This is a genomic window from Pseudomonas sp. LBUM1649 (genome assembly GCF_059716155.1).
The window spans coordinates 2,710,474-2,727,132 of sequence record NZ_CP166807.1 but is presented as its reverse complement, the minus strand read 5'-3'; the positions used below and the strand labels follow the sequence as shown (position 1 = coordinate 2,727,132).

The 16,659-nt window shown below is 60.4% G+C and carries 14 protein-coding genes and 1 pseudogene; 7 read left to right on the top strand and 8 right to left on the bottom strand.

Annotated elements, in window-relative coordinates:
* Window positions 1–454: 454 nt before the first annotated feature.
* Window positions 455–811, top strand: a complete 357-nt coding sequence (locus ACA058_RS12760; protein WP_497639399.1) for a DUF6124 family protein — start codon at window positions 455–457, stop codon at window positions 809–811.
* A gap of 618 nt (window positions 812–1,429) precedes the next feature.
* On the opposite strand, the pseudogene ACA058_RS12755 reads toward ACA058_RS12760, so the two are convergent.
* A pseudogene (locus ACA058_RS12755) lies at window positions 1,430–1,573 on the bottom strand (IS110 family transposase); the annotation flags it as partial.
* A 76-nt stretch (window positions 1,574–1,649) separates the two neighbouring features.
* Window positions 1,650–1,850, bottom strand: a complete 201-nt coding sequence (locus tag ACA058_RS12750; RefSeq protein ID WP_497639398.1) for a YbdD/YjiX family protein — start codon at window positions 1,848–1,850, stop codon at window positions 1,650–1,652.
* Between the two features lie 241 nt (window positions 1,851–2,091).
* Between ACA058_RS12750 and ACA058_RS12745 the strand changes: the two genes are divergently transcribed.
* The 4 genes from ACA058_RS12745 to katG all read left to right on the top strand — a co-directional run bounded on the left by ACA058_RS12745 (window position 2,092) and on the right by katG (window position 6,379).
* Window positions 2,092–2,697 carry an SCO family protein gene (locus ACA058_RS12745; RefSeq protein WP_497639397.1) on the top strand — a complete coding sequence of 202 codons (606 nt, stop codon included), beginning with the start codon at window positions 2,092–2,094 and terminating at the stop codon, window positions 2,695–2,697.
* Complete coding sequence (locus ACA058_RS12740; RefSeq protein WP_497639396.1) at window positions 2,697–3,185, top strand: copper chaperone PCu(A)C; 489 nt, start codon at window positions 2,697–2,699, stop codon at window positions 3,183–3,185. The genes ACA058_RS12745 and ACA058_RS12740 overlap by 1 nt, the downstream gene beginning before the upstream one ends.
* A 53-nt stretch (window positions 3,186–3,238) precedes the next feature.
* Complete coding sequence (gene msrA, locus ACA058_RS12735) at window positions 3,239–3,745, top strand: peptide-methionine (S)-S-oxide reductase MsrA (RefSeq protein ID WP_497639395.1); 507 nt, start codon at window positions 3,239–3,241, stop codon at window positions 3,743–3,745.
* Between the two features lie 381 nt (window positions 3,746–4,126).
* Window positions 4,127–6,379: a catalase/peroxidase HPI gene (gene katG, locus ACA058_RS12730; protein WP_497639394.1), complete on the top strand. Its 2,253-nt coding sequence runs from the start codon at window positions 4,127–4,129 to the stop codon at window positions 6,377–6,379.
* 58 nt (window positions 6,380–6,437) lie between these two features.
* Here the strand turns inward: katG and ACA058_RS12725 are convergent, their stop codons facing one another.
* Window positions 6,438–8,438: a peptidase U32 family protein gene (locus ACA058_RS12725; protein ID WP_497639393.1), complete on the bottom strand. Its 2,001-nt coding sequence runs from the start codon at window positions 8,436–8,438 to the stop codon at window positions 6,438–6,440.
* Between the two features lie 143 nt (window positions 8,439–8,581).
* Between ACA058_RS12725 and ACA058_RS12720 the strand changes: the two genes are divergently transcribed.
* Window positions 8,582–8,767: a hypothetical protein gene (locus ACA058_RS12720; RefSeq protein WP_497639392.1), complete on the top strand. Its 186-nt coding sequence runs from the start codon at window positions 8,582–8,584 to the stop codon at window positions 8,765–8,767.
* Here the strand turns inward: ACA058_RS12720 and ACA058_RS12715 are convergent.
* The 5 genes from ACA058_RS12715 to ACA058_RS12695 form a co-directional block, all read right to left on the bottom strand.
* Window positions 8,742–9,122, bottom strand: coding sequence for a RidA family protein (locus ACA058_RS12715; RefSeq protein ID WP_497639391.1), 381 nt, complete (start codon window positions 9,120–9,122; stop codon window positions 8,742–8,744). The two genes, ACA058_RS12720 and ACA058_RS12715, sit on opposite strands and share 26 nt — an antisense overlap.
* A gap of 97 nt (window positions 9,123–9,219) precedes the next feature.
* Window positions 9,220–12,030, bottom strand: a complete 2,811-nt coding sequence (locus tag ACA058_RS12710; RefSeq protein ID WP_497639390.1) for an amino acid adenylation domain-containing protein — start codon at window positions 12,028–12,030, stop codon at window positions 9,220–9,222.
* 92 nt (window positions 12,031–12,122) lie between these two features.
* Window positions 12,123–12,995, bottom strand: a complete 873-nt coding sequence (locus ACA058_RS12705; RefSeq protein ID WP_497639389.1) for a mechanosensitive ion channel family protein — start codon at window positions 12,993–12,995, stop codon at window positions 12,123–12,125.
* Between the two features lie 166 nt (window positions 12,996–13,161).
* A complete protein-coding gene (locus ACA058_RS12700) occupies window positions 13,162–14,250 on the bottom strand; it encodes a polyamine ABC transporter substrate-binding protein (RefSeq protein ID WP_497639388.1) in 1,089 nt (362 codons plus the stop codon).
* Between the two features lie 52 nt (window positions 14,251–14,302).
* Complete coding sequence (locus ACA058_RS12695; RefSeq protein WP_497639387.1) at window positions 14,303–15,604, bottom strand: NAD(P)/FAD-dependent oxidoreductase; 1,302 nt, start codon at window positions 15,602–15,604, stop codon at window positions 14,303–14,305.
* A 158-nt stretch (window positions 15,605–15,762) separates the two neighbouring features.
* Here ACA058_RS12695 and ACA058_RS12690 point away from each other — a divergent pair, with 158 nt between their 5' ends.
* Window positions 15,763–16,647 carry a LysR substrate-binding domain-containing protein gene (locus ACA058_RS12690; RefSeq protein WP_497639386.1) on the top strand — a complete coding sequence of 295 codons (885 nt, stop codon included), beginning with the start codon at window positions 15,763–15,765 and terminating at the stop codon, window positions 16,645–16,647.
* The last annotated feature ends 12 nt before the right edge of the window (window positions 16,648–16,659 follow it).

Here is a 16,659-nt window from a genome sequence, read left to right as displayed (position 1 = left end):
CCGCTGGAAAACTCGGCAAACCGCTTCGCACTGGTGCACGTTGTCAGGCATGGCGCTTTAAAAGTGCATGCAGCGGTCGGTTCCGAAAGCACCATTAAACATCGTCGAAGGAAGCTTGTTTAAGCGCCCTACGACTTACTTCCTGAAAGCCACAAGACCTTGCGCCGTTGCCTACGGCTACGCCAGAATCCGCCGGCTTGTGCGCTTTGGGGCCGCTCGGTAACTTGATTCGCGTCACTGCCCATCAGTGATCGGGTTTAGTCGCCCGCGGTTTCACGAGCGCATCTGCAACCAGACAGTCAGGTCATTTCATGCCTGCACTTCATGGTAGCTGTGCGCAGGGCGCCTTCGGGCGCGCCGGTTTCGTGTCTCCCCGGTCGACTAACCTGCGTACAGCTGCCACCCCTTGTTTAGTCGCAAGTCGGTGATGGCTCCACATTTTGGAGACAGAAACATGTTCAAGGTCACACCGAATCCCCCGAACAACGATCCCGCCTCCCCGTACGAACCCGATTCAAAAAAACTCAATGAGGCTGCCGAGCGCGCCCTCGACTTTCACTTCCCGTCAGCCGCAGACATCAAAGCCACACCGCGTACACCCAGCACGCTGTTTACCGTCGACCCGCAAGCCACCAGCGAAACCCTGATGGTGTATCTGGTCGAAACCCTGGCTTCGGTGGATGTGATGGTCCATCAATTGGTGGATCATCTGGACGGTGGGTCGCGCAATGCCCTGTTGGGCATTTCCAACAGCGTAATGCTGGCGGAGATTACGGCGAACCGGGTGCTGGATCAGATTGATCCGCCTTGATGGGTGTTGCCTCGTAGGATCTCAACCTTGCGCAGCACCTTGTAGGAGCCCGGCTTGCCGACGAAAGCGCCCTGACAGCCGATGATTGTCTTTCAGGTGTACATATCCATTGCTGCGGTAACGGCCACCTATGGTTTCGCCCTTACGGCGAGTCACTTTCGAAAAGCGCGAAAGTAACCAAAGCGCTCTTGCCCCACCACTCGGTGCCTCGCTTAGACTCGGCATGCCCTCACTCCGGCATTGCTCCGTGGGTCGCCGCGATGGGCCATCCATGGCCCAGCGCGGCTAAACCGGCGTCCTGCCGGTTTACCCACTGCGCAATGCCTGCGTTCGGCCATCGTGGTTTAACGGGGCGCCTGGATCAAAAACAAAAACGAGGCGGCCTGACAGCCGACCTGGCTTTGGCAGATCCCCCCAATCCCCTGTGGGAGCGAGCCTGCTCGCGATGGACGTTAACGATAACGTTGGTTGTCTGGATGAACGCGTTGTCTGGACGTTCATCGCGAGCAGGCTCGCTCCTACAATTGGATCGCGGACAGACCTGCAATCAGGTCGGCTGTCAGGCCGCCTCGCTTTTGCTTTGGATTTTCTTGCCACCTCACGCCCTGAGCCTGTCCGTCAACCTGTGACTACCTCCAGCGGCGCCTCTACCAACGTTGATCCGCGCCGCGTTAAAGCCTGCAAGTAAGCCATTTCGTCATAGACAGTGCCGTTTTTCCAGCACCGATAGACGATTCTGATCCACTTGAAAGCGAGTGCTCTCAGGGCCGCCTTCGCGAGCAAGCCCGCTCCCACAGTAGATCGAGTACATCCGCGGGGCGCGGGAGAGTTTGCAGCTTCAGCAACACCGAGTATTACATTTGCCACGCCCAAAACGCGCTTCCTGACGCTCACGGAAAAACGCCTCATAACTCATCACCGGCTCGCCCGGATGGCTGATCGCCCTCTGCGCGACATAGTTGTCGTAATCGGGAACGCCCACCATCAAACGCGCACTCTGGCTAAGGAAACTGGCGGCTTGCTGCAATTTGCGGAACATGGCAGTGCTCTCAATGGGATTTGGACAGCCCGATTAAAACCCACTGATGTATCTGCAATGTGTCTGCCTCCAGGCCATTTGTATTTTCATGTATTCAAGCACCCGCGACCTTTTGGCGCATGACCGGCCGGCCACCGATTGAGCGCCAACGGGCAACAGTTTGTTAACATCCCTGCGCTTTTTCTCGTCTGATTGATCAGGCACTGTGTTTTTCCAGTGGCTACACAGGATGCTTTTTTCCATGAGTACGTTGTATTCCCGCCGCACGGTCCTGCAAGGCATGAGCCTTTTGAGCCTCGGCCTGCTCGCCGGCTGCGACGACAGCAGCAAGCTGTCGTTCAAGTACGGCAAGGACCTGAGCGACAAGATTATGGGGCGTTCCTTCAAGCTCAAGGACGCCGAGGGCGAAACCCGGATGCTCGGCAGCTACCAGGGCTTGATGCCGATGATCTTCTTCGGTTTCACCCAATGCCCGGCGGTCTGCCCGACCACGCTGGCCCGCGCCGCCCAGGCGAAAAAACTGATGGGCCGCGATGGCGAGCGCCTGCAAGTGATCTTCATCACCCTGGACCCAGAGCGCGATACCCCGCAAATGCTCGACAAATACGTCAAAGCCTTCGACCCGAGTTTCGAGGCGCTGTACGGCACCCTGGAAGAAACCGCCGCCACCGCCAAGGAGTTCGGCGTATTCTTCGAAAAAGTCCCAAGCGGCGATACCTACACCCTGTCCCACACCGCGACCAGCTTCGTGTTCGACTCCCGTGGCAATTTGCGCCTCGGTCTGTCCGCGTCCCTTACCGCTCAAGAGTGCGCAGAAGACCTGCTCACCGTCATGGAGGTCTGCTGATGACTTCGTTTTGCGCACCACGCATCAAACAGCTTGTACTGGGAATGGCCCTGATCGGCATGGCGTGGCAGGTGTCCGCGCAAACCCGGGTCAACGACGCCTGGGTCAGGGCGACGGTGGCCGGCCAGCCTTCGAGCGGCGCCTTCATGACCTTGCAGGCCGACACCGACAGCAAGCTGCTTAGCGTGCAGTCGCCGGTGGCGAAGATGGTGCAGATTCACCAATCGAGCATGAAAGACGATGTGATGAGCATGCAGCAGGTCGAGTCCGTGGCGTTGCCGGCCGGCAAGCCAGTGAGCTTCGATCCCCATGGCTACCACATCATGCTCATGGACCTGACGGGCCAGATCAAGGAAGGCGACAGCGTGCCCCTGACCCTGACCGTGGAAAACGCCAAGGGCGAGAAAGAAACGATCAAGGTAGACGCGCAGGCCCGGGCACTGGGTACGATGGATCACGGCAACATGGATCACAGCAAGATGCATTGAGGGTCTGACGGCCTCCCCCACGGAGGCCGCTCTTTGATGGGAGGTGCGTAGTGATGACGACGAACACCGAAACCGCCATCCTGGCTGGCGGCTGCTTCTGGGGCATGCAGGATCTGTTTCGACGCTACCCGGGCGTGATTTCCACTCGGGTCGGTTACTCGGGCGGCGATGTACCCAATGCAACCTATCGCAACCATGGCTCCCACGCCGAAGCGATCGAAATCGTCTTCGACCCGGAGCAGATCAGCTATCGCCAGATCCTCGAGTTTTTCTTCCAGATCCATGACCCGAGCACCCAAAACCGTCAGGGCAATGATCTGGGGACGAGCTATCGTTCGGCACTCTATTACCTGGATGACGAGCAGAAACGCGTAGCCGAAGACACCGTGGCCGACGTTGACGCCTCCGGCCTCTGGCCGGGCAAGGTGGTCACTGAAATAGAGCCCGCCGGGCCATTCTGGGACGCGGAGCCTGAGCATCAGGATTACCTCGAACACTATCCCAACGGCTACACCTGCCATTTCATACGACCGAACTGGACACTGCCCAGACGTAAATAATGGCAGGAGTCCGGCTTGCCGGCGCTTGGCGGGCAGGCGTTTATAATGAAGCCCCACAGGCGCCTTGAAAGATTTCGCCTATCGGCTACAAATACTCCAGCTATTAGCCGTCTGCCCAACGGCGGTCTAGCCTTATCAAACGCCGGTGCGGTCTGGCTGGCCGAGACCTGATAAGAAGATAAAGCGGGAGTCAGAAACCGACTAGGCATACCGTGGGTCATCCCGTTGGCAATTTGCTTGCCAGTGCCGGTGATGCCCATTTGGCCACGATAATCAGTTGATCGATTTGCTGGGCCAACAGCCTGAGTCATTGATTTCACTCACTGCCATCGTACCTGTCGGGACAATGGCTGAATGAACACGACCAAAGGTAGCTCACAGATGGGAACTGAAACGAAATGCCCGTTCAATCACGCCGCTGGTGGTGGCACCACGAACCGCGATTGGTGGCCGAACCAGCTGAATCTGAAGATCCTGCACCAGCACTCGTCCCTGTCCACCCCCGCGGACGAGGGCTTCAACTATGCCCAGGCGTTCAAGGCCCTGGATTTTGCCGCGCTCAAGCGTGATCTGACCGCCCTGATGACCGACTCGCAAGACTGGTGGCCCGCGGACTTCGGACACTACGGACCGCTGTTCATCCGCATGTCCTGGCACTCCGCCGGCACCTACCGTACCGGCGATGGCCGAGGCGGCGCCGGCTCTGGCCAGCAGCGCTTTGCGCCGCTCAACAGTTGGCCCGACAACGTCAGCCTGGACAAGGCCCGTCGCCTGCTGTGGCCGATCAAGCAAAAGTACGGCAACAGCATTTCATGGGCCGACCTGATCGTCCTGACCGGTAACGTCGCGCTGGAATCCATGGGCTTCAAGACCTTCGGTTTTTCCGGCGGCCGGCCTGACGTCTGGGAACCGGACGAGGATGTCTACTGGGGCTCGGAAAACAAATGGTTGGGTGGCGACGTCCGGTACGACAAAGCGCAAAAAGCCATGCAAGAACCCGGCGAAGGCCCGCTCGTTGCCGAACCTGGGGAAAATGAGGAGAGCCGTACCGAGCAAGGACGTAATCTGGAGAACCCTCTGGCGGCCGTGCAAATGGGCCTGATCTATGTGAACCCGGAAGGCCCGGAAGGCAACCCGGACCCGGTGGCCGCCGGCAAGGACATCCGTGAGACCTTCGGCCGGATGGCCATGAATGACGAGGAAACCGTGGCGCTGATTGCTGGTGGTCACGCCTTCGGCAAGACCCACGGCGCCGGCCCTGCCGACAATGTCGGTGCCGAACCCGAAGCCGCTGGCCTGGAAGAACAGGGGTTGGGCTGGAAGAACAGCTTCGGCAGCGGCAAGGGCCCGGACACCATCACCAGTGGCCTGGAAGTGACCTGGACCACCACGCCCACGAAGTGGAGCAACAACTTCCTGGAGAACGTGTTCGGCTTCGAATGGGAACTCACCAAGAGCCCGGCGGGCGCCCATCAGTGGACGCCCAAGAACGGTGCTGGCGCCGGGATCATTCCGGACGCGCACGATCCGTCCAAACGTCGCAATCCGACCATGCTGACCACAGACCTGGCGCTGCGCTTCGACCCGATCTATGAGCCGATTTCCCGGCGCTTCCTCGAGAACCCCGATCAACTGGCCGACGCGTTCGCCCGTGCCTGGTACAAGCTGCTCCACCGCGACATGGGCCCGCTCTCGCGCTACCTCGGCCCGGAAATGCCCGCTGAAGAACTGCTGTGGCAAGACCCGATTCCTGAAGTCGATCATCCGCTGGTCAACGACAGCGACGTCGCTGCCCTGAAAAGCAAGCTGCTGGCCTCGGGCCTGTCGGTCTCGCAACTGGTCTCGACGGCTTGGGCAGCGGCTTCCACCTTCCGTGGTTCGGACAAACGCGGCGGTGCCAACGGAGGGCGCTTGCGCCTGGCCCCACAGAAGTTCTGGCAGGCCAACCAGCCCGACCAACTGGCGAGCGTACTGGCGAAACTGGAGGGTATCCAGCAGGAATTCAACGCCGGCGGCAAGAAAATCTCCCTGGCCGACCTGATCGTCCTCGCCGGCTGTGCAGGCGTTGAACTGGCCGCGAAAAATGCCGGGCACACGATCACGGTGCCTTTCACGCCGGGGCGCATGGACGCTTCCCAGGAACAGACCGATGTCGAGTCTTTCGGTTTTCTGGAACCGATCGCCGATGGCTTCCGCAATTACCTCAAAGGCAGATACCGCGTATCGGCGGAGTCGCTGTTGATCGACAAAGCGCAGTTGCTGACCCTCTCCGCGCCGGAAATGACCGTGCTAATTGGCGGCCTGCGCGTGCTCAACACCAACGCTGGACAGACTTCCCACGGCGTCTTCACCACGCGGCCCGAAGCGCTGACCACCGATTTCTTCACCAACCTGCTGGACATGGGCGTGGAGTGGAAACCGGTGTCGGACGCCCAGGAAGAGTTTGAAGCGAGCGATCGCAAGACCGGCCAGAAAAAGTGGACGGGCACGCGAGTCGATCTGGTCTTCGGGTCCAACGCGCAATTGCGCGCGCTGGCGGAATTCTATGCCAGTAACGGCGAGGAGAAATTCGTGAAGGACTTTGTGGCGGCCTGGACCAAGGTGATGAACCTTGACCGCTTCGACCTGAGGTGAGCGGACCCGCGGGGTGAGTTGGCGAGCGCGCAGCCTTGACTGCGCGCTCGCCGATCACTCAGTGGGGCGCGCGATGGATGGTTTTTAGCAGGTCTTCGGGGCTGATGTGCCCGACGACCTGCTGCACCACGCTGCCCGGTTGCGGCAAATCGAAGATATGGCCCTTCATCTTGCCGATCACGTGCATCTCGCAAGGCTTGCAGTCGAATTTCAATGTCAGCACTTCGTCGCCGTGGATCAATTGCATCGGCGCGACCTTGGTGCGCACGCCCGTCACACCCTTGGCCTGCTTGGGGCACAGGTTGAAGGAGAACCGCAGGCAGTGCTTGGTGATCATCACCGGGACTTCGCCGGTCTCTTCATGGGCCTCGTAGGCTGCGTCGATCAGCTTGACCCCGTGACGGTGATAGAAGTCGCGGGCCTTCTGGTTGTAGACGTTGGCCAGGAACGACAGGTGCGACTCCGGGTACACCGGCGGCGGACTGGTCTCGGCCTTGCGGCCGCCCCGTGGGTGTGCCGCGACGCGCGCCACGGTCAGCGCTTCGATCACTTCGCGGCGCAAGGCCTTGAGCTGCGAGTTGGGAATGAAGAACGCCTGCGGGGCGTCCAGCTTGATGTTGGTGGCGTGGTACTCGGTGGTGCCCAGTTGGCCAAGCAGATCGTGCATCTGCTCCAGGGCCTGTTCCGGTTTGTTGGCCACACCGAACGGACCGTCCAGGGCGACGCTGGCGCTGATGCCCTCTTCACTGGTGGCAATCAGTTCCAGGCGATCTTCACGCAGGCGCGCCACCCAGGCAAGACCGATCCGGCGCTCGGCGGAGGTCTTTTGCAGCGCCTGGGCCCAGTTGTGATCCAGGTTGCGGCTCAGCGGGTGATTCGGGCGCAACTGGTGCAAGCCCTTGGGCATCTCGTTCGGCTCGACGCGGTAGCGATAGCGTTTCTCGCCGTCCTCTTCGAACTCGCCTTTTGGCTCTGCGATGTTGGTCCGCCAGCCCACCACTTCACGCTTGACCAGTACGTTGAGGCCGTCACCGTTGGACAGTGGCTCGTGGGTGACCACCAGCAGATCGCGCTTGCCGACTTTTTCCACCACGCCCACCGGCAGGCCGGTGAAGGTCGGCGAGTCGAAGGCGCCGATGTCGATCTTGCGTTCGCTGACGAAGTAGTCGGTACTGCCACGGTGGAACGTCTTGTCCGGATCAGGCAGGAAGAAATGCGCGGTGCGGCCACTGGACGCGCGGGCCAGGTCCGGACGGTCTTCGAGCACATCGTCCAGGCGTTGGCGGTAGTAGGCGGTGATGTTCTTCACGTAGCCCATGTCCTTGTAGCGCCCTTCGATCTTGAACGAGCGTACGCCAGCTTCCACCAGGGCGCGGATGTTGGCGCTCTGGTTGTTGTCCTTCATGGACAGCAGGTGCTTCTCGTAGGCGATCACCCCACCCTTTTCGTCTTTAAGGGTGTATGGCAGACGGCAGGCCTGGGAGCAGTCACCGCGGTTGGCGCTGCGGCCGGTCTGCGCGTGGGAAATATTGCACTGGCCGGAAAACGCCACGCACAACGCGCCGTGGATGAAGAACTCGATCGCCGCCTCGGTTTCGTCGGCGATGGCACCGATCTCCTGCAGGTTCAGCTCGCGGGCCAGTACCAGTTGCGAAAAACCGGCCTGGTCGAGGAACTTCGCCCGCTCCAGGGTGCGGATGTCGGTCTGGGTGCTGGCGTGCAGCTCGATCGGCGGGATGTCCAGTTCCATCACGCCCAGGTCCTGGACGATCAGCGCGTCGACACCGGCATCGTACAGTTGATGGATCAGCTGGCGGGCCGGCTCCAGCTCATTGTCGTGCAGGATCGTATTGATCGTGGTGAACACCCGGGCGTGGTAGCGATGGGCGAACTCCACCAGTGCGGCGATATCGCTCACTTCGTTGCAGGCGTTGTGGCGGGCGCCGAAACTCGGGCCACCGAGGTAAACGGCATCGGCGCCATGCAGGATCGCCTCGCGGGCGATAGCCACGTCACGGGCGGGGCTGAGCAATTCCAGGTGATGTTTGGGCAGGGACATAATATTTTTTTAGTCAGGCTGTCACGATCGAGGTGCGCATTGTAGCGGTGAAATGAGCGACGGGCACCCGTGTACTGCCAGGTGGCGGGTTGGGGAGCGACCTTCAACATCGCGTGTACCGCAAACCCACTGTAGGAGCGAGCATGCTCGCGATGGTCGTCAACGATGACGAGGGCTATCTGAATGCCCGTGTTGTTCTGGAGTTTTTCGCGAGCATGCTCGCTCCTACAGGGCCCGCCGCGCTGGGCCATCCTTGGCTCAGCGCGGCGACCCACGGAGCAATAAAGGCAAAAGATATTGCTATCAGGCCTTGGCAGCCATCGCAGTAACTTCCACGCGCATGCCCTCGACCGCCAGCGACGCCACGCCCACCGCGGCGCGCACTGGCCACGGTTTGGCGAAGAAACGCTTGTAGACCTCGTTGAAAGCGGCGCGGTCGGCCATGTCGGTGAGGTAGATGGTCAAGTGCAGCACTCGTTCCATGGAACTGCCGGCGCGCTCCAGCGCCACTTTCAGCGCCTGCAGGGTGCACTCGCTTTGCAGGGTGATATCGCCCAGTTCAAGGCTGCCATCGGCACGAGTCGGAATCTGGGTGGAGACCAGCATGACGGCGAAACCGGCCACGTCGGAGGAGATGGAGTCCGCATCGGGATCGGGAACGAAGGTCAGGTCTTGGTTTGCCATGGGGGTCTCTTGCTTGAGGTGGTAAGGCGGCGTCGTACGCATGTCAGCCGAGGCATCCATGCAGCTACGCCTGTTGCGCCGCCAGTTTACGGAACCGTCACGCCACCCGCTCGATTTTATCCGCGCGACGCTTCTTGCCGTCGCCGTTCCCGCGCAACAACACCCAGCGCACGACCTTGTTCCAGGCATAAGCCACCGCAACGCCGCCGACGACGGCAAAGATTACCGCAAGTACCGGAGAGTCGCCGATGCGCCGGGCCACCGACTGAAACTGGAAGTGCGTCAAGTAAATATACAGTGTCGAGGAGGCAATCAATGCCATGCCCCGCGCCATGAGTCCGGGTACGGGAATCGACCGGACCCAGATCACCAGGAGAGTGGCAGGCACGGCGATATCGATATGGTTCCAGATGTCGGCGGCGAACGGTCCATACCCCAACATCGCCACCATGTCCTGCCAGCCCACTACCAGGACGGCAACGGCACTGACGATCCACTTCTGGGTTGTTGAGCTGGCACTGTGGATGGCCATGCCGAGCACCATGATCGCCAGGTAATGCTGTGGCACCCGATTGAACAGCGCGGTCGCATCGAACACATAGGTACTGATCAGCACATCAGCCACCGCCAACACGCAGGACGCAATGACAAAACAGCGAAACGGGTCTGCACTGATGATGTTCCTGACGCGCTCGAACGACAGTGCGAACCCGATGATCACCAGCATCTGCACCAGTAATTCAACGTACCAATAGGTAAAGATACCGACCACATCCGCTGAAAACCAATTGGAAATCATCAACAATGATTGCCAATGCACAGTGTCGAACAGCACCTGAACCAACACCGTGTACAGGATCGTGGGCGCCGCGATACTGGCAACGGACTTGACCAGCGTACGCACGCTACCGTACTCATTGATGGCCTTTAATTGAAACCTTGCCAGGCTGATCCCGGAAATCAGGAACAAGGCCATTGTTTCGCCGAACACCGGCCACGGTGACAACACCTGAAAATGCCCCACCACAATCAACACGATGCAAACCACGCGTAAAAACACCGGCACTTCCATTGCCCGTATCGAAAACCTCGAAGCCTTGGTGTCGCTGGCCAGTTCACACAATTCAAGTACCGGTATCATTTCCCATTGATCGGGCAGATGACCGATAAGCTCTTCCAGCACCATTGAAGCCTGGACGAACGAGAGCGAATCCCCGCCCAGCTCCACGAACGTCAAGTCTGGATCAATGCGCGGCACTTCAAGAATTTCGGCCCATGCCTGCGTCAAGTTGAGCGCCAACGGCGACAGGTCCTGGCTGGCATTGACGGGCGTCGCCTGTTTATCGACAAGCGCCTGCAACGCCCGCTTGTCGATTTTGCCGTTCGGCGTCAACGGAATCGTCTCCACGAACACGAACAAGGCCGGCACCATATAGTCGGGCAGCTGCTGCCCCACATGCTCACGCAGTTCGACCGATGAAACTGGCTTGGCTGAAACGCAACAGGCCACCAGCTTCACGTTCGAACGGTCGTTGTCGGCCAGCACCACACACTGTTTGATCCGGGGATGCCTTGAGATCGAGCCTTCGATTTCAGCGAGCTCGATGCGATGGCCGCGAATCTTGACCTGGCTATCGCCGCGTCCGCGAAACATGACACTGCCATCGGCAAGATAAATGCCCAGGTCGCCGGTTCGATAGCAGATATCACCCTCGGCATGGGTGTAGGGATTGACCACGAACTTTTCCCGGGTCAGCGCTGCGTCACCGTAGTAACCCAGGGACAAGTACGGGCTGCGTATCAGGATTTCTCCGACCTCGCCTTCGCCGACCAACTGATTGGCCTCATTGACCAGCAACAGTTGCGCGCCCTCGATGCCTTTGCCCAGCGGAATCCTGGCATTGTCGAGCGCGGGATCGACTTGATGGTAAGCCATCGCCTGCGGCGTTTCCGTCGTGCCGTAGAAGTTGACGCTGATGGCGTTGGGGGCGATGACGCGTATTTGCTCGTAAAGGGTGCTGCTTAAGGCATCCCCACCCCAAAACAGATAACGCAGCTCATTGAACTGCAATCCACTGATCTTCGCACCGGTTTCAATGAGTTTGCCCAGGGGTGGCGTGAGGTGAATGATGGAGATCCCATACTGGTGTATCCACTTCGCCAATGCTGCTGGATCGATCACGGTCGACTGGGCCGGGATGATGACTTTCGCGCCAATGGAGAGCGGCGTGAACACGTCCCTGTAGACCGGGTCGTGGCCCAGCCCCGACAGCAGGGAAAAGCAACTGTCCCTGGTCAATGCATGACGTTGGCTATGCCATTCGATGAAATGCACCAAGGGTGCATGATGGGTGACAATCCCCTTCGGCTCGCCAGTACTGCCCGAGGTAAAGGTGATATAGGCCGGGTGTCCAGGGTTGACCTCGGGCAAGACCCTTGGCTCGACGGCGAACGCCTTCAGCGCGTCGCCGGGCATCTCCGGTATGTTGACCACGCGTACGACGGACGAACGCTGGGGATCGAGCTCGAAGGCGGCCTCGCCGCATACAAGGACAAAGGTCGGCTGGAGCGCCTGGATGATCTGTTCGATGCGCGCACGGGGATAGGCCATGTCGGCAACGGTGAACGTCAAGCCGGCGCGCGAGGCACCGAGCATGGCGTAGACCAGGCCGGCACAGCGACTGGAGACGATCACGACCCGGTCGGATTCGCTCGCGCCCTGTTCAAGCAGAAAGCAGGCAAGGCGCTGGCTAATCGCTTCCAGTTCGCCGTAGCTGCACGTGGCGTCTTGAGAAACCACAGCCACGGCATCGGGTGTGCGTCCAGCGTGCTGCAGGAAGTCCATGAATATCGGACGTTCGACACAATACTCCAGATCAAGCGTCGGGTTCGGGCGCGCATCCTGCATTTTATTGGTTGACTCCCCATGGCCTGTACGAGATAGACACGACGGCAGGCTCATGGCGGCCTGTCTCGACAGTCCGCCATCACCCGGTTCCCTCACTGTTTTGCCAACGCCTGCGGCAACGCGGCGCCTTGCTGGAAGATCACCGTCTGCGCTGGCATCGGGGCCGGGAAGCCGGCTTCGCCGAGGGCGTCCTTGATGATGCGGTTGGTATCGAAATACACCTGCCAGTAATGCTCATTGTGGCAATAAGGCCGCACCGCCAGCACCGGGCCGACCAGATTGAACTCGAGAATCTCCACATCCACTGCCGGCTCGGCAAGCACATTGGGGATGGCCGCGATGCGCTCCTTGAGCAAGGCCACCGCGGCTTTCCAGTCGGCCGCGCCAGACAGTTGCGCCTGGAGTTCGACGCGGCGGAATGAATTGTGGGTGAAGTTCTGGATGTTGTCGCTGAAGATCTTGTTGTTGCCGACCAGGGTCAGCACGTTGTCCGGGGTGTTGATCGCCGTCGCGAACAGACCGATCTCGGTGACGGTACCGATCACCCCGCCCGCACTGATGAAGTCGCCGACCTTGAATGGACGCAACACAATGATGAAGGCGCCGGCCGCCAGGTTGGCCAGCAGCCCGGACCAGGCCAGGCCGATTGCCAGGCCGACCGCGGCCAGCAGCGCCGCGAAGGTGGTGGTCTGCATGCCGAGGTAGCCGAGGATGCCGATCACCAGGATGATGTTCAGCGTCACGGTGATCGCCGAACCCACATAGCGCAGCACGGTCGGGTCGACCTTCTGCCTGCTCAAGGCCCTCTGCACCATGCCGACGGCAAAGCCGATCAGCCAGCGCCCGACGATCCAGAAGGCGACGGCGGTCAGCAGCTTGACCGCGAACGCGGCGCCATAGGCCTGCACCACGGCAAGCAGGGCATTGAACTTCTGAGTGGTCACGTTAACGACTGTCTCGTCCATGGCAGAGGCTCGCAAATGAGAGATTCACCCCAAGACGCTAGCACAGCTGCCGTGGCCCGCCAGTTCGCCGGCTAACATGCGCAGGATCCTGTGCCGTTATCCTCGCCATTGTCGGGGACTGACCCCGGTCTTGCGGCGAAACCTGACCCTGTGAGCGAGCTCGCTCCTACGTATTGGTTTTCAACTTGGTCCACAGGCGCGTGGTCAAGCGGGCGATGGAGGCTGGCAAGTCTTCTACCGTGAACAACTTGTCCATCACCGCTTTCGGCGGGTAGATCGCCAGATCCTGTTTCACCGCCGGCACCACATCGACATCCGCTGCGCTGTTGGGATTGGCGTAGTGGATGCTGTTGGTGATGTTGGCAATGACCTGCGGTTGCAGCAGGTAGTTCATGTAGGTGTAGCCGTTCTTCTGGTGCGGTGCGCTCTTGGGCATGACCACCATGTCGAACCACAACGTAGAGCCCTCATCCGGGATCGAATAGGCAATGTCGATGCCGTTTTTCGCTTCCCTGGCGCTGGCAGCCGCCTGCACGATGTCGCCGTTGAAGCCGATCACCGCGCAGACGTTGCCGTTGGCCAGGTCGCTGATGTACTTGGAGGCGTGGAAATACTGGACGTAAGGCCGGATCTTCAGCAGCGCCTGTTCGGCTTTCTTGTAATCGGCCGGCTCATGGCTGTGGGGTGGCAACCCCAGGTAATTGAGGGTGATCGGCAGCACTTGCGTCGGGTTGTCGATGATCGCCACCCCACATTCGCTGAGTTTTTTGATATTGGCCTCATCGAAAAACAGGCTCCAGGAACGGGTGACATCGGTGTTGCCGAAGATCGCCTTGATCTTCTCGACGTTATAGCCAATGCCCGCAGTGCCCCACATGTAGGGATAACCGTACTGGTTGCCGGGGTCGTTGACCTCGAGCTTTTTCATCAGCACCGGGTCAAGGTTACTCCAGCCCGGCAGCTGGCTCTTGTCGAGCTTCTGGATGGCCCCGGCCTTGATCAGGCGCGACAGAAAATGGTTCGACGGGCTGACCACGTCATACCCGGTATTGCCCGTCATCAACTTCGATTCCAGCACTTCGTTGCTGTCATGGATGTCGTAGGTGGCCTTGATTCCGGTTTCCCGGGTGAACGTGACCAGGGTGTCGTCGGCGATGTAGCCGTTCCAGTTGGAAATGTTCACGGTTTCATCGGCGTAGGCGGCGGCGCAAAACGTAGAGAGCAGTGCCACCAGGGAAACAGGATTGACGCGCATGTTCGATCACCTTCGTGTTGAAGTGCTTTTGTTGTGAGTGAAAGGCGGTGTTCTAGATTTCGCTTCTGGCCCGGGCCGTCTCTACGCGCATACGCAGCATGGCACCGATATCCAGCAAGGGTTTGGGCGGCAGCCAGCCGGGCTGGGCGCGGTCGATGACCGATTGCAAGACCTTTGATTCGATACCCGATGCCAGCTCCGCCAGCAGCCGTCCCCACAGCGTGCCGCGCGCGACGCCGGAACCGTTGCACCCGGCCACGGCGAACACACCCTCCTCGACCTTGGCAAAATACGGTTGCCCGGAACGCGAAGCGCTGAGGTGGCCCGTCCAGGTGTATTCAATGTCCTGCGCGCCCAACAACGGGAAACGACGCTGCAGACCCAGTACATGGTGCTGGCGCCGGGTCGCCAGTTCGCTGGGCGACAAGTCGTGGGAGCGGTATTCGGCGGTGTTGCGAATCATCACCCGGCGATCCGGGGTCAGGCGCACCGTGGCCCCCAGGGGGCGGGTCGACAGCACGCCCCAAGGCTCCACGGCCCCAACGGCCTGAAATTCTTCATCGCTCAGGGGCCGGGTGAGGCTGGCGCTGAGTTCCATGGCGAAGGTGCCACTGTCATTGATGCCAGAACGGGGAATGAAGGCATTGAGGCAAACCAGCACTTGCCTGGCCTCGATACAGCCATGGGTGCCGCTGGCACGGATGCGGCCATTGCCCAGGCGCTGCAGGCCGGTGATCTCGGTGTTTTCGAACAAGGTCACCTTCGGCGGCAGTGCATCGAGCAGCCCTTTGACGTACTTCGCCGGTTGCAGCAGCGCATTACCATTGCCGCACCAGATCGCCGCCTGGTAGTGCCGGGTTCCCAACTTCTGGCTCAACTGTTCACCTTGCAGAAACTGCGCAGAGGCGCCCACCGCGCGCAATGTCTGCAACTTGGCCTCGACATGGGTCAACTTGCGCGGATCGCTGACCGCAAAGAAATACCCCGATTCGCGGAAATCGCATTCGATGTCATGCCGGGCAATACGCTTGCGCACCTCGTCGCTGGCGGTACGGGAAATCGACGTGTCGACCTGGAAGTCGGCGAAACCCGGGCAGTCTTGCAACTCGGCATGGGAGGGATGTTCGTGGGTGACCACGAACCCCGAATTGCGCGCCGACGCCCCTTGTGCGGCCCGCTGGCGGTCGACCAGCACAATGCGTGCCTGGGGATGCAATTCAGCCAGTGAGTGAGCGGCACACAGCCCCGTGATGCCGGCGCCGATCACCAGCCAATCGGCCTGCTGCGTGCCCTTGAGCGGATCGCGAAACGGGCTGTCCCCGGCTTGCGCAATCCAGCCACATACGTTTTCCATGCGTCACCTCGTTGACTGTCGTGGTGCAGACCCCTCTCGTAAACCCGCATGCAGTATTTGCATGGGTGGTTGGAGATGACGGTCGCCATGACTAGAATCTAAAGGGACATTGCAACGACAACCAACGTTATTAAATCATCCGGGTATTCTGAAAACGCATGGATAACATTCGCCACGTTCCCTCGCTCCAGGGCCTGCAGGCCTTGGTCGAGGTCGCTGATTCGGGCAGCTTCACCCAGGCGGCGCAAACGCTGTGCCTGACCCAAAGCGCTGTGAGCCGCAAAATCCAGCAACTGGAGAGTCACTTCGGCGCCTCGATGTTCGTCAGGACCAGCCGCAGCCTGCAGCTGACAGCGGAAGGCGAACAGGTGCTCGCCAGTGCGCGGCACATCTTTGAACACCTCAAGGCCCTCGAGGACCGGATCGCCCCGCAAAAGCGTCCGTTCCGCATCCGCATGCACGTGTCACTGGCCGTGCGCTGGCTGCTGCCCAGGCTAAGTGATTTCTACCGGCATCATCCGCAGGTATCGCTGGCGATCGAGACCGTCGCCACCGAGGTGGTGGAACCGGCCAGCGACAGCGACGCCTACATCCTCTACCTGCCCGAACCGTCCGGCGCCGCGAATTGCCTGACCCTGTTCGAGGAAGCGCTGGTGCCGGTGTGTGCGCCTGGGCTGGCGCTGGCATCGCTGGAGGAACTGCCAGGCTTCGCCCTGTTGCATCGCTCGGCCGACAGGAATGACTGGAAGAATTGGCTGGGCGCCAATGGCGGCATGGCGCTGGAGGATTTTCGCCATATCCCCTTCAATCTTGACGAACTGGCCCTCGATGCCGCCGCGCGAGGTTTGGGCGTGGCCATGACCGACATGACCCTGGCCGGCGAGTCGATCGAACGCGGCGCCCTGGTCATCCCGTTCGGCCAACCCTTGAAGACCCGCGGAATTTACTCGCTGTGCCTGCAACCCTCGGCGGCTGCGCATCCGGCGTGCGCGCAGGTTGTGCAGTGGTTTTCCGGGCAGGTTGTAACACCTCACAACCCGTAGGCACGAATTTGA